The 14,274-nt window shown below is 32.3% G+C and carries 13 protein-coding genes; 2 read left to right on the forward strand and 11 right to left on the reverse strand.

The features are described from left to right. The 3 genes from ABJD66_RS02195 to ABJD66_RS02205 are packed head-to-tail and all read right to left on the reverse strand — an operon-like array spanning position 1 to position 1,620. The gene (locus ABJD66_RS02195) at positions 1–633 is read right to left on the reverse strand and encodes a hypothetical protein (RefSeq protein WP_348127690.1); all 633 of its coding nucleotides are present in this window, start codon (positions 631–633) and stop codon (positions 1–3) included. After that, positions 630–1,277 carry a hypothetical protein gene (locus ABJD66_RS02200; RefSeq protein WP_348127693.1) on the reverse strand — a complete coding sequence of 216 codons (648 nt, stop codon included), beginning with the start codon at positions 1,275–1,277 and terminating at the stop codon, positions 630–632. The genes ABJD66_RS02195 and ABJD66_RS02200 overlap by 4 nt, the downstream gene beginning before the upstream one ends. Before the next feature lie 4 nt (positions 1,278–1,281). Next, a complete protein-coding gene (locus tag ABJD66_RS02205; RefSeq protein WP_038505492.1) occupies positions 1,282–1,620 on the reverse strand; it encodes a helix-turn-helix transcriptional regulator in 339 nt (112 codons plus the stop codon). A 188-nt stretch (positions 1,621–1,808) separates the two neighbouring features. Between ABJD66_RS02205 and ABJD66_RS02210 the strand changes: the two genes are divergently transcribed. Next, the gene (locus ABJD66_RS02210; protein ID WP_348127696.1) at positions 1,809–2,858 is read left to right on the forward strand and encodes a ferredoxin--NADP reductase; all 1,050 of its coding nucleotides are present in this window, start codon (positions 1,809–1,811) and stop codon (positions 2,856–2,858) included. A gap of 55 nt (positions 2,859–2,913) precedes the next feature. On the opposite strand, the gene ABJD66_RS02215 is transcribed toward ABJD66_RS02210, so the two are convergent. From ABJD66_RS02215 to ABJD66_RS02240, 6 genes are all read right to left on the reverse strand, one after another. Next, the gene (locus ABJD66_RS02215; RefSeq protein ID WP_100894337.1) at positions 2,914–3,702 is read right to left on the reverse strand and encodes a patatin-like phospholipase family protein; all 789 of its coding nucleotides are present in this window, start codon (positions 3,700–3,702) and stop codon (positions 2,914–2,916) included. A 231-nt stretch (positions 3,703–3,933) separates the two neighbouring features. Then, on the reverse strand, positions 3,934–4,920 hold the full coding sequence (locus ABJD66_RS02220; RefSeq protein WP_348127700.1) for a phosphotransferase: 987 nt from the start codon (positions 4,918–4,920) through the stop codon (positions 3,934–3,936). A gap of 4 nt (positions 4,921–4,924) precedes the next feature. Further along, positions 4,925–5,992, reverse strand: coding sequence for a nucleoside hydrolase (locus tag ABJD66_RS02225; RefSeq protein ID WP_348127704.1), 1,068 nt, complete (start codon positions 5,990–5,992; stop codon positions 4,925–4,927). 10 nt (positions 5,993–6,002) lie between these two features. After that, positions 6,003–7,451, reverse strand: coding sequence for a SusD/RagB family nutrient-binding outer membrane lipoprotein (locus ABJD66_RS02230; RefSeq protein WP_348127707.1), 1,449 nt, complete (start codon positions 7,449–7,451; stop codon positions 6,003–6,005). A 12-nt stretch (positions 7,452–7,463) separates the two neighbouring features. After that, positions 7,464–10,682: a SusC/RagA family TonB-linked outer membrane protein gene (locus ABJD66_RS02235; protein ID WP_348127710.1), complete on the reverse strand. Its 3,219-nt coding sequence runs from the start codon at positions 10,680–10,682 to the stop codon at positions 7,464–7,466. 98 nt (positions 10,683–10,780) lie between these two features. Further along, complete coding sequence (locus tag ABJD66_RS02240) at positions 10,781–11,479, reverse strand: DUF2064 domain-containing protein (protein ID WP_348127713.1); 699 nt, start codon at positions 11,477–11,479, stop codon at positions 10,781–10,783. A 321-nt stretch (positions 11,480–11,800) separates the two neighbouring features. Here ABJD66_RS02240 and ABJD66_RS02245 point away from each other — a divergent pair, with 321 nt between their 5' ends. Beyond that, positions 11,801–12,409 (forward strand): TetR/AcrR family transcriptional regulator, encoded by a 609-nt coding sequence (locus ABJD66_RS02245; protein ID WP_100894343.1) that lies wholly within the window; start codon positions 11,801–11,803, stop codon positions 12,407–12,409. Positions 12,410–12,500: 91 nt separating this feature from the next. Here ABJD66_RS02245 and ABJD66_RS02250 read toward each other — a convergent pair whose 3' ends face one another. Both ABJD66_RS02250 and ABJD66_RS02255 read right to left on the reverse strand, forming a co-directional pair. Further along, the gene (locus ABJD66_RS02250) at positions 12,501–13,154 is read right to left on the reverse strand and encodes a hypothetical protein (RefSeq protein WP_348127716.1); all 654 of its coding nucleotides are present in this window, start codon (positions 13,152–13,154) and stop codon (positions 12,501–12,503) included. Next, positions 13,147–14,247, reverse strand: a complete 1,101-nt coding sequence (locus ABJD66_RS02255; protein WP_348127719.1) for a hypothetical protein — start codon at positions 14,245–14,247, stop codon at positions 13,147–13,149. The genes ABJD66_RS02250 and ABJD66_RS02255 overlap by 8 nt, the downstream gene beginning before the upstream one ends. Between the last annotated feature and the right edge of the window lie 27 nt (positions 14,248–14,274).

The raw sequence follows: 14,274 nt of genomic DNA on the forward strand, positions 1-14,274 counted from the left end.
TTAAGCAATAGCATAATGGTTGGTATATTTTTTATGAAGATCTAGAATCACCGCAATAAAAGCAGTAGACAACCCCAATAAAAGTGCAAAAAACAAGCTAAAATAGTAGTCGTTTGTAATTACAGATTTTTCATTAAAAAAAGGGTGTTGAAAAGCGTTATATAGTTGAAAAATTAAAGTAAGTATAAGTCCAGCTCTTTCAATTCCAGAGAAACGTTGCTTACGCTTTTTTAGCACTACAATGTAATATACTAGTAAAGCAATTATTAAAAAACCAAATGGTATAAATTTTACAAACTTTTTATCCCCTAAAGGAAAAAACTGTATTAAAATGAAAAAGCTGACCACCATAACACCTATATTTAGTGGTGCTATAAACTTTTTAAAAAGCGATTTAAGGACTATTTTATCTGTAGTTTTTTTAAACTGCTTATTGTACTTTAATAAATCTTTTTTATGCACAACCATATACGCCTTAAAAGCGTCATAAAACGTAAGGTTTTCTTCTTCTATTTTTTCTAATACCGCAGTAGCAACATGGTCTACCATTTCTGTTCTAACATCTGTAAACATAATATCAGAATTTTTAAGATAGGTGTCTATAAATTGTATGTTTTCTTTGGTTAGACTCATACTAAAACATCATTTAAAAATTTATATTCTCTTTTAATCTTCTTCTGCTTAAATGTTACCTCAACTAAAGCCGCAATATTAAGTACTAAAGCAAAACCGATATATCCTAAAAACAATGGTGGATACTCCAAGAAAAAGTCTTTAAATGGAGTAAACATATAAAGTAGTAAATGAGGTAAACTAAAAATATTAAAGAGGTAATTAGAACTTAATAATTTTATTTTAAGTCTATTTTTACAATGATTGCATAAAAAGAAAATAAACTGAAAAATAATTACACCAAAAAAAGGAAACAGAACAGCCTTTTCAAACAATTTTAGACTAAGAATTGTATACAATTGAAAATAGACAAAGGCTATAACAAACGTAATTAAGTAGAAACAAGGCGATTTTACAAAAACCAAAACTCGCTTCCAAAGATCTTTTTGATATCTCCAATGCATAGTCTTAGCCTTAGCTTCACTAACTTGTTTACACCAACTAATTCTTTTAACTAAAAAACTATTTAAATCTGGGCAATTATCCAGAGATTCATACTCAGATACCAAATGGTCTATTAGCTCAAACCTTACATCTGCAAACTTTATATCTTTCTTTTCTAGATAAGTGTTTATATTTAATATGTCTTCCTTGGTCAATTTCATATCGCTACTCTATACTCCATTTAGGGTTTACTAAATTTTGCATACTACGTATAAACTCCTCTAATTCTGCCAATCTGTTAACGGTTTCTTTTTCACCTGCTTCAGTTAGCTTGTAATATTTACGCAAACGATTATCAACCTTCGCTACCTCAACATCTAAAAGTCCTTCCGCTTCTAATTTATGTAAGGCAGGGTATAATGCACCTTCCGTAATTTTAAGTTCTCCTTTGGTTAACTCTTTTACTTTTTGTGTAATTTCATATCCATACATCTTGCCTTTTTCTTCAAGCAACTTTAAAATAATAGTGTTTAAACTACCCTTGTATAATTTAGAATTTCCCATTTTTTTGTTCTCTTATTTTGCTCTTAAAACAAACATCACCTATTTATATAGCAACTTTTAGCAGTAAAATTGCTTTAGCGAATATATACATAATTTTCTTATGCATAAGATTTCTATGTATTAAATTTTAGTGAACTAGGTTTTTTATCAAAAGGGCAATGTGTATTTTTGTAGAAAATATTTTTTTTATGAATCATTTTCATCCGTTAACGGTACAACATATAAAGGCTTTAACTCCTAGTTCTGTAGCAATAACATTTGCTATTCCTAAAGACTTAATTCAGACTTTTAAGTTTATATCTGGCCAATACATTACTATAAAAAAAGAAATTAAAGGTAAAGAATTACGTAGAGCGTATTCTATTAGTTCTTCTCCTAAAAAAGATTGTATTACCATTGGTGTTAAAAAGGTAGATAATGGTGGCTTCTCTGACTATGCACATTCTAAACTTAAAGAAGGTGACGTTTTAGATGTTATGGCTCCAGAAGGCAGGTTTGTTTTTAAACCTACAGATGCCGTTAAAAATGTTGCCGCTTTTGCCGCTGGTAGTGGTATTACACCTATTATTAGTATTGCTAGGTCTGTTTTAGACAGCAATCCAAATAATAAATTTGTTTTAGCATACGGTAACAAATCTTTTGAAGAAACAATGTTTCATACAGATTTAGCAAAGCTTCAACTAGAATATAATAACCGATTTTTTGTTCACTTTATATACAGCCAAGAGCAAGATGAAAACTCAATTTTTGGCAGAATAGACAGGTCTACAGTAAACTATATTACCAAAAACAAGCATAAAGATATTGCTTTTGATGATATTTACTTGTGTGGACCAGAAGCTATGATTAATACAGTTTCTGATACTTTAAAAGAAAACGAAGTTAGCGAAGACAAAATACATTTTGAGCTTTTTACAACTACAGAAATTAAAGATGAAATGCCTGTAAAAGAGGGCGGACAAACATCTGTTACTGTTACTGTAGATGATGAAGATTTTACTTTTGAAATGGATAAAAGCACCATTGTATTAGATGCTGTTTTAAAAGAAAATATAGATGCACCATACTCTTGTCAAGGTGGCGTATGTAGTAGTTGTATTGCTCGCGTTACAGAAGGTAAAGCAGAAATGGTTAAAAACCAGATTTTAACTGATAGTGAAATTGAAGACGGACTTATTTTAACGTGCCAAGCACACGCAACAACACCGACTTTAAAAGTAGATTTTGACGATGTTTAAAAGCTAGTTAATTAAAATAGACAAAGCTGTTCTGTAAAGAGCAGCTTTTTTTGTTTTAAAGTGGTTGTTTTAGTTCTTTTTCAAAAGACCTACAAGCGGCATCATAACCAATAACAAAGGCTTTTTCTATGCCTTTACGGTCTAGCAACCCAATACGTTCTATTTCACGAGACTCTAATAATAAATTACAGGCGCTTAATTTTTTCTTTGCTGATGCGTATATCATTAAACCTGTAACCCTACCCGTAAGTTGCAGTGAGTTTTTAAGGTCTTTTTGGTCTAACCTACCCACAATAGACACATTACTGCCAATAATATAATCGCAAGTATTTAATAATGGCTCCAAAGGAAAATTATTCATTATACCACCATCTGCATATAAATTACCGTTAATTTCTATAGGAGAAAAAACAGGAGGTAATGCTGCAGAAGCTAACATTGGTCTAATTAACTCTCCCTGACAGAAAAATTCTTCATCACCATCCTGAAGATTTGTAGCTACAATATGTAATTCTTTTTTTAATGCCGAAAAAGCATTCTCTGGAAAGTATTTGCCAAACACATCTATATACTTTTCCGTATCTAAAAGTCCGGCTTTTGCAATGGTTAAAAAATGATAATGAAAAAGAGGTGTTTCTTTAAAAAAACGAAGCATATCATCAATAGAGTTTCCATTAGCGTACAAAGCTCCTACAAGTGCACCTACGCTACTACCAGAAACTCTGTTTGCGGTTATACCAAACTCGTTCATTGCTTTAATTAAGCCAATATGTGCCATACCACGAACACCACCACCAGAAAGCACAAGACCAATAGATTTTGATGTAGTAATTTTAGCGTCCATTTTACCTGTTTTTCATCAAATTTACTATAAAATGCCATTACAAAGCACTTCTTTTTTTAAACCGATTAGTTTGTAGACTACCTTGTAAGACTATTTTGAATATCAATTTAGTGCAATCAACCAAAAAAAGCCAACGCTTATAGACATTTTATATTGTTTGACGGCTTTATAAAATAGAAGAACCAACTACATAGTTGGTTCTTCTATTTATTTAAAAAAATTAAAAAGTACTTAGCTCACAAGAATTTCACGTGATTCATTAAGTAATTTTATTCTTTTTTCTAATCTTATTTCTAGTGGTAATTGTGCTAAACCTATAATTCTACGCAGTATTTCTATTGCCATAAATTTATAACAAAGTACATCATCTAAATCTGCCAAAGACTTATATCTTTTTACAGCTTTTTCAATAATTATTGATGATTGATTTGCCATTTTTAAATGCGCTAACATAACACCAATTTCAAACTCAGCCTTACCAAAAAAACAAAACTCAGGATCTATAATTTTTAAGCCACCAACAGTTGCCAACCAACTACCCGGAAAATAATCGCCATGCAATAAAATATCACCATCCTCCAAATACAAATCTCCTAGTTTTTTTATCTCTGCCTTTAATACATTATCTGCCTTTAAGCGGTTTGCCTCTTTTTGTAAACCGGGTAGTATATCATCTAGATTAATACCATTATTAACTGCGTATGGGTAATTAAATATATGCTCGTGATTTAACTTGCGCATTTTAGTGTTGGTAATTATATGCGTCTGGGTTTCTGTAGTAATACTTGTATGCAAACAAGCTGCAAAGTCTATGACTGCAAATAAATCTTCCTCTAAAAACTCTTTTCCTAATTGGTACAGGTATGTAAAATCAGACCCATTACCAAGATCCTCCATAACCATAACGCTATTATCCTTGTCTAAACCAATTAGAGTAGGCATCATAGCTTTTAAACTAGGTACACTTTCTATAACCTCATAAAACTCTGCCTCACGCAATACTCGTTCTGCTGGCGCAGCTACTTGCGGGTACTTTTCTACATAGTCACGACTTTGTTTTACTATAAAAGATCTTGTTTCTGTTAGTATACGCAGCGTAAAGTTCATATTTCCTTCGCCAGGCTTTTCTACAGCAACAATGGACTCGTTTTCTTTTAACCAATCTTTAATTTGTAAATACTTAGTTAAATCCTCTATGTTGTTGTTTAATTTAATCACTTTGCTAGTTTTTAAATGTTGCCATTAATTTTTGATGATATCCAGGTACTACATCATAACAATATGTTACGGATGCGCCACCTTCTTTGGTACACAATAAGTAAGATTTGTAAACCTCATTATTGTTATCTTTTACGGTATCGTCTAAATTAATCTCTAAACGCGCTTGTAAAGGCTCTGATATTATGTCTTGTGGAGCAATAATATAATGACTCGCCATAACATCAAACGGATTAAAACCGTCGGCTCCTTGATTTTTCCACTGCTCTATCCAAGGTTGTGATGCTGTTGCCAACCATTTCATACCTGGAGTAGTATTTTTTAGTATCTCTAAATCTTCTTGCTTTACCCAAACCTTACTAGATATTTCATACGGACAAAAAACAAGTGGCACATTGCGCTCTAATAATATACGAAAAGCAGTATTATCTAAATCAAAATTTAAATCTTTAGCTAAAACACCTTTGTTCCCTATTTTAAAATAATCTAAGGGCGTTCTGCGACCAGCAACTAAAACAATCTCAACAATTTGAGATTGTAACTCTGGATATTTTAATAGCAACAAACCAACATTAGTTGCGGGGCCAATTGCCAAAATAGTTAATGGCTGCTTTTTTAATGCTGCAGCCATAGCCTCTACTGCATCATTAGTTACCACACTGTCTAAATTTATTGCTGTACTTGCACCTTTATAAACCTTAATTTTTTGTGCTGCAAACTCCTTACTTATATAGTTGCCAATAGCAAAAGCATTTTCTACGCTATTGTTACCAAAAACAGTACTTAGACCATTAATTTTTACATTATCTGCTTGTAATAATTGTAAAACCGCATAACCATCATCTACATCAGAATAGCCAGGTTTTCCTATATTCTTTTTTCCAACAGCTAAATCTGCGTCTATCCAAACTTGTTTTACTCCGTTTACAATTCCCTTTGGCTTTGCTTTGCCTGTAGCTTCTTTTTTGGGCTCTTGTTTTACTTCTTCTACAACATCTTTAGCTTGCTCTTTACAAGCCAAAAACACTACAAACATTAGTAAAATACCAATTAGTTTAATTTTTTGTTTCATATTTTTTATTTTATTTTTCCCACCAGCCTTTACTGTTTATATTATCTCCTCCAATACGCTCCACAGCTACTTTATAATTTTCACTATTTGTTGCTTGTTCAGATTCTGGATACAAATACCGAACGGGATATTTATCATTATTAAAGTTGTCTGGACCAGCCTCTAAATTTGGAATTCCTGTTCTACGTACATTAAACCAAGCCTCGTGACCAACATTAATTAAGCTTAACCATTTTTGAGTTAGTATTTTTTCTAAATCATTTGCAGTACCATCTAATACTATTTCTGTTCTTGTAAAATAGTCTGTAGGCAGCACAGTATTATAATACTCAAAACTAGCTGTTACTGCATTTTGGTAATACATATTTGCATCTCCTGTAATATAACCCCTTGCTGCTGCTTCAGCAAGTGCAAATTGCACTTCTGAATACTGCATATATTGTGCATCTATACCACCTGCAACATCTCTAAAAATAGACCCAAATAAAGATATGTTATTTAAGTCTATACCATTTGCATTTATGGTACTACTAGATTGTCCGTTTTGCAATCCTTTGTATTCTGGCGTAGCAGAATTTTTACTTGCCTCTGTAGGCTTATAAAGCACTGCAACACGAGGATCATCCCATGCAGTTAATACAGTTTCTACTGTTTTTGTCATTGTATGCTCTTGGTACAACCCTAAAGCTGCGTTAAACATAGGAAACTGGTTAGGAGCAGAGGCCAAATAAGGCACTACAGCGTTGTCTGCATTAGACTGCATTAATTTACCAGAATCTGCCAAAGTTTGTAAATCTGTAAAGTCTGTTGTTCTTTTACTAATACGTAATAAGTAACGTACTTGAAGTGAGTTTGCAAAACGTACCCACTTGTCTAAATCTCCTTGAAACATAATATCACCCTGAATAACGTTATTTGTGTTTTCAAGCGTATTAACAGCTTTTTTAAGTACTGCTAATATTCCTGTTTCTGGATCTGTATAAATACTTTCTTGTGTATCATACTTAGGAGAAAAAGTACCTTCTAAAGCTGCTACTGCTTCTGTGTAAGGCACATCATTCCAAAGGTCTGTTAACTGAGAAAAAAGGTAACTCTGCATGATATCACCAACAGCCACGTAAGCATCATTTGCCGCTGGTGAGGCTTTCATCGATTTAATATCTGATAATAATCTAAAAATAGCACTCCAATACTCACTATTAGATCCCATTTCATAACGGTCTATACGCTCAAACTCTATACTTGCTGCAAATTGCGCTAAATAATTAGCCTGCCTAAACCCTTGTTGATACGCGCTAAGGTCTGATGATACAGAAACCACATTGGTTAACAAAAACTGTGGATCCACACTTTCTGGCGCATTAGGGTTGGTGTTTTTTTCTTCAAAATCGTTAGTACAAGCAGTAAAAACAATGCTTGCTACTGCTGTTGCTACAAATAGCTTTATATATTTTTTCATCTTTTTTACTTCTTAAAATTCGGTTTTTAAACTCACTCCAAAGCTTCTGGTAGACGGGTATGAAAAATCTTCTACTCCGTATGTAATACTCTGTTCTTGTAATGCATTTAGCTCTGGATCAAAATGTGGGTTCTCTGTAAACAATAATAAATTACTACCTACCAAACCTATTTTAATTTTATTAAAACCTATGGCATCTACAATTTTTGCAGGAAAATTATAGTATACACTTACTTGTCTTAATTTTACATAAGAAGCACTGTAAAGCGCACTTGCCTCGTTACCACGATCAAAAAATGCATTGTTGTAAGCTTGGGCTGCCACTACTGTAGTATTTGGTGAGTATTGCGGATTATCTGCTGTACCTGTATTTACAACACCGGCACCTATAATACCAGATTCTCTACCCTCTAATGTTTCTTTTAAAACTCCAGATGTACTACCTAAGGCCTTTGTTCTAGAAACAATGGTTCCGCCTTTACGCCAATCGAACAAAAAGGTAAAATCTAATCCTTTGTATGAAAATTTGTTATTAAAACCCATTGTAAAATCTGGATTATAATTCCCTAGTAAACGTAAGTTGGGATCTTGAACAGGAAACCCGTTAGAGTCGTGCACAATTTGCCCATCTACCTCAACAAAACCAGTACCGTACATATCACCAACACGACCATCTTTTTTTGCAATGTAAAAAACGGAGTTAGATCCGCCACCACCAGAAAAGATATTTGCCGTACCAGTTACAAACTGGTCTACACCACTTGGCAACTCCTTAACCTTACTTCTAAATGTTGAAAAATTAACCGAACTCTGCCATTGAAAATCGGCATTTTTAATTACTGTACCACTAAGTAAAAGCTCTAAACCTGTGGTTTGTACTTTACCACCGTTTACGTTAAAACTACCAAAACCACTAGATTCTGATATTGGCCTAGATATAATTTGATCTACACTTGTGTTTTGGTACGCTGCAGCATCTAATTGCAACCTACCATTAAAAAACCAGGCTTCTAAGCCAGCTTCAAACGCATTAAGACGTTCTGGCTTTAGATTTGCATTTTTTAAAACCGTCTCATTAGTTACTCTAAAATTAGAACCATAGTTCTGGTTAAATAAGAAATTTTGAGTGTTTTGGTACGGGTTGGTATCATTACCAACACTAGCCGCACTAAACCTAAAATTTAAGTAAGAGATTGGCTCTGGTAATTTTAAAAGGCTACTAGCTACAAAACTTAGTCCGGCAGAATAATACCCAAACGAATTGTTATTAGATGGCAATGTACTACTCCAGTCGTTACGATAGGTAAGGTCTAAATACAAAGCATCTTTATAAGATAAATTACCTGTACCATAAACACTATTAATTCGTTTTTCAAACAATCTACTATCTCCTTTAAGCGGAGTTCTAGAATTTGCTAAGGTATAAATACCAGGCAATGCTAGTTGTGAAGCTTCAGCATAACTGTATTTAATTTCTTGATCAAACCTATTTGCACCTACAGAGACTGTATACTTTAAATCATCGCTTATAGCATCTTTATAAGACACCAAAATATCTGTATTTAATTCTCTAAAGCTAATATCATCTTCTCTAAAAGAGCCTTGCGGGTTAGCATTTGTACTCACCGCTCTTCTAAACTCGCGTTTGTCTGCATACGTATCTAAACCAGCACGCACTGCAACATTTAGTTTGTTTGTAATATCATAAACAGCAGAAACATTACCTAAAACTCTATTTTTATTAAAGCTGTTGGTGTTTTCGTTAACCGTTAAATATGGATTCGTAAGCCATAAGTAATTAATATCATAATGCTGCACTCCCTCCTGACCTGCTTGCCAGTAATTTTTTAAAGCAGAAACATCTGCCTGCCTACCTGTCCAGTTAAAACCATACAAAGGATTCTCATAACCATAACCAAGGTTTGGCCTGTTACCACTACGTGTATTTATATAATTTACAAAGGCGTTTACATTTAATTGCTCTGTTAATTTCTGATGTAGACTAAGCGAAATACCATCACGATCTAAATCGGTATTTGGCACAATACCTTCATTTCTTAAGTTACTATAAGATAATCTACTACTTCCGTTTTCGCCTGAAGAGTTAATGGCTATATTGTTTTGTTTGGTAATACCTGTTTCAAAAAAATTACGCACATTATTTGGGTTAGACACCCAAGGAGTTGCAGTTATAGGCGTAAAACTACCATCTGCATTTGTACGTGCAATAACATCACCAGCACGCACAGGATTGCCGTTAATATCTACAGAAGGACTGTTAAACTGATTTACCAACAACCCTTGATCTAATCTTGGTCCGTAGCTACTTAAGCCACCATCATTAACACCAGCTCCTTTACCGTTCTGAAAAGAATATTGACCGTTAGAACCACCACCGTATACATTTTGGTAATCTGGTAAGGTAAGTAAGGTTTCTACCGTAAGCGAATTACTTGTTGTAACACCAAAACCTTTTTTGTTTTTACCGCGTTTTGTAGTAATAACTACAACTCCGTTTGCAGCTCTTGCCCCATAAAGTGCAGCAGAACCAGCACCTTTTAATATAGATATTGATGCAATATCATCTGGAGAAATTTCAGAACCACCGTTTCCAAAATCTACTTCTTGCAAAGCACCGTTGTTTACCAAGTCGCTCGTAATTTGTTCGTTGCTAATTGGCACACCGTCTACCACAAATAACGGCTGATTGCTTCCGCTTAAAGAATTTTCCCCACGGATAACAATTCTAGATGAAGAACCCACACCAGAAGAACCATTTGTAATTTGAACTCCTGCAACTTGCCCTGCTAAACTGTTTACCACATTAGTTAAAGTAACCTCTGTTAATTTATCTGATGATACTCTTGTTACAGCAGAAACAAGCGATTGTTTTTCTCTTTCTATACCCAAAGCAGTTACTACAATTTCTTTTAACTGTTCGTCTGATGGCATTAGTGTAATACTCGCCGGAAAATTACCGTTAGTAATAGTAATTTTTTTGCTTGTAAACCCTATAGACGACACTTGTATTACAAAACTAGTAGAGCTAGTTTGCAATGTAAAGTCACCATCTATGGTTGTAGTTGTGTAATTTTCTTTGCCTATTTCTTTTACCGTAGCAAAAGGTATTGGTTGGTTGTCTGTATCTAATATTTTAGAAGTATATGTATTTGATTGTGCAAATACCGTTAAGGCAAATAGCTGCACTACAGCTATTATAGCTATTTTCATATTTAAGTGTAATAAAGTTGATAAATTATTTTATAAGCAAGTACAACCAATTATAGTTACAATTGGTTTTTACTCATAAAAATGCCGATTTAAATAATTTATAAACTAGGAGGACCTCTACGTAAAAATGAAGATGTGTAAAAAGAAGAAACTATATTGTTGCTTGTTTTTATTGCTTTTTTAGATCTCTGTCTCAAATAAGCAATTATAAAACTAGCTAAAACTGAATTAGGATTTGCACAGGCGTATTCTATAGCTGATACCTTTGTATCTATATCCTGAAGCGACTCCAAAACCGTGAAAGGCACATTTTTGGCAACAGCCAAAGAATGTATTTTATTAGATAATTTAGAAGTTAACCAGGGTAGGTTTTTAAAAGCGTCTTCATTAAAAATACTTTTATGAACCCCAAACAAGTATATACCACCATCTATAGACGGCCCAAAAACTACTTTTTTAGTAGCCATTGCATCTACGGCTTGCTGTATATGACTTGCTGTTAAATTTGGTGTATCATTACCAATAGATATTACATTGGTATAGCCTTGAGTGTACAAACTTTTATAAGCGTTAGTATAACGCTCTGCAAAAGTGTTACCGTGTTGCTGTGTTTCATCTAACCAAACAACGTCTACACTACTTTTATTTGCAACCTCTAATGTGTTCTTAATTAATAAGTCAAAAAACTGAGTAGAGACTTCTTGTTTTTTACCACCAAACAAAGGTTTCCTTTCTGCTTCTATTTTAGCGGAAAGAGAAAAAACTAATAAAACAGTTTTGTTCCGGTTTGGTTTCATTGTGGTTGCTTGGTCGTTAAAAAATAGAAACCTTAATTTCTTTTATAAAAATAACATAGAATTTTTTAATTAGACACTTTTTGTAAGACTAATACTATAATTACAACACAAAAGCAGCTAATTTTTAGATTTATTGCATCTTTTACACAATAATAAAACAAACTAAGTAGTTTATATAGTTGTGTAAACTATATTTTTATTTTCAATACTATGTAGTTTATCGTTCCACCAACCATTTATAACCCATAAAATATATTTTGATGCAAAAAAGAGAACCTTGCAACAAACTAACTAGTCTTTTTATAACAAAAAGAAGCTAAAATGGAAAAGAACTTAAAACGCATGGCTACAATGCAAAGAATGCAATCTGTTGGCCTAGAAATATTTTATAAAAATGGGTATTATGATACCAGTGTAGATGATGTTTTAAAAGAACTATCTTTATCTAAAGGTGCGTTTTATTATCATTTTAAATCTAAGGAAGAATTTTTTATAAGTATTCTACAGAATATTATTTTCCCTAAAGTATATAGCGAGTTAATTGCTCCTTTTGAAGGACTAGAAAACCCTGCTGTAATTTTAGACAAATGCTTTGACAATGCTCTTGAAACGGCAGAACACAACCAATTAGACAATGGCTTTGTGTTAAGTAATTTTATGACGGAGTTTAGTGGTAAAAACGAAACAATTGTAAAGCTCCTTAAAGAAATGTTTAAGGTGTGGGAAGTAAATTTGATTACCAATTTACAAAAAGGCAAAACAGATGGCTATATAGACCGCCACGTAGATAGTGAAGCTGTTGCTAGCTTTTTAATGTCTTCCTATATGGGTGTGCGTTTATTAATGGTAGAAGGCAATGCTAAGTTACTTCGTTACAAGTACATTCAGCAATTGCGTAGTTATTTTAAAACTATTGCTGTGAAGCGGTAATACTGTTTTGCACAAAAATTAAACAAAAACTAAAAATCTATTAGGTTCTCAGTTTCATATAAAAAATTAATTACCTATACACAAAATGTCACTAAACAATAACCTCTAAAAAAACTCTCTTTAAAACTCCATTCTTTTCAATATGATGCGCGCGTATTTTGATTATACCTTTTGCTCTATAAAATATTCTAGAATGAATGAGTTTTATATACCCTAGAAACAAATCATTTTTATATACACTTACAGCATATCTATCAAAATCATTATCCTTCTCTAATTTATAAGATAATTTATCTCCTATAGATAATTTACTTGAATCTATTTTAGATTTTGACAAGCCTGCAATTTCAGTAATAAAATTTAAGCCTTTTTTAGGATTAAAATCAGTTAAAAACTCAAAGTTGTCTATTGGGAGAAGACCTTGTGTTTGAGATAACATATAATAAGGATCTTGTTTTCGATCTTTATCGACTCTCCAAAATTCATAAAAATCACTTAAATCATTCCTTTCAGATTTAGATAACCTCTGAGCAAAAATTTCAATCACATTTTCATTATATTTTTTCTCTAATTCAGGGAAACCAGTGTAGGGAATAAAACCCTGTTCTTTAGCTTCTATAAGATTGTCCTTGATATATTCAAAGCGAGCGCCTAGCGAAAAATTTCTTTTTATTTCACCAACTGGAATTCTTCTAGCCCCTGGTCCCTTACGCCAAACTAAAAATATGTTACCAATTTTACTCACTTAATTTTTTTAATTTATTAATACGCAAATCTATTAATTTTATCATCAACTCCTTACGTAATTCTGGTAATTTATATTTAATTAACTCTTTCGGCAATTCAGAATCAATATTAAGAATTAAATCCCTTAACATTTCATAATCATAATTTTTATTGACTTTATCAATAACCTGAATAAATACACTTTCATAATCATTATTTAATTTTTCAAGCAATTCAAAATGAGGTATTTTTTTACCTTCCTTATATCTAACTTCAGATTTACCTTTTCGAAGATAAGCTTCAAGCATTTGTGGATCATTAAGCATCTTTTTTATTTTCTCATCTAATAACTCGCGTCCTAAACAACAACCACTATCATATATCGGCGAAAAATTAGTTTGTACAATCAAAGCTTGATTTAATAAAGACAACTTTTTAGGTTTTTTATTTTGTTCTTCTTCTAATTGCCTCTGATTAAGAGTATTTTTTGTGACAAATTTTTTAAAATTTGGTATTATCTTACCTATGAGATTTTTTTGAGTTTTTATCTCTTTTTCAATTTCTTGCATTGTCTCCCTAAATTTTGAGATAAAACCCCAATTTTCTTGATGCCTGTCAGAATTACCCACAATAGCATCAAAAATTAGCATTTCAATGAATTTAGGCTCACACTCTGTTAATTCAAAATAATTTAAAGTTTGTTTTATAAAATTAAAAGTATAACGATATTCATCAGTATTAGGATTGTATTTTGAATCAAATCCCATTAAATAATCAATTCCCTCAGATAGTTTATTTTCGGAGTATTCCACCATTGACTTAGATAAACAACCTATTTGTTGATCATTATTAAAATCAAAGGCTATATTATAATCCAAAATTTTAAAACCAAGCCAATTTCCTATTTTTGAGGAAATAATTTCACTCCAAAATTCTGTTCTATATTTAAAAGTTCCGTCCTTAAGTTTTTTTGACCCTTTGAAGAAATACTCATCATCATTTTCGTCAATATATATTTTTTTTGCCCTAGTACCCCCAGTACTTGAATATGGTTTTTTATTCCAATTTGTGATATTGGTAAAAGTAGGTTTTAATCTTAAAATATCAATCATTTATTAAAAGTTAAAATATAAATAACC

Origin of the sequence: Cellulophaga sp. (assembly GCF_039943695.1) — a bacterium.
Taxonomy (GTDB): Bacteria; Bacteroidota; Bacteroidia; order Flavobacteriales; family Flavobacteriaceae; genus Cellulophaga.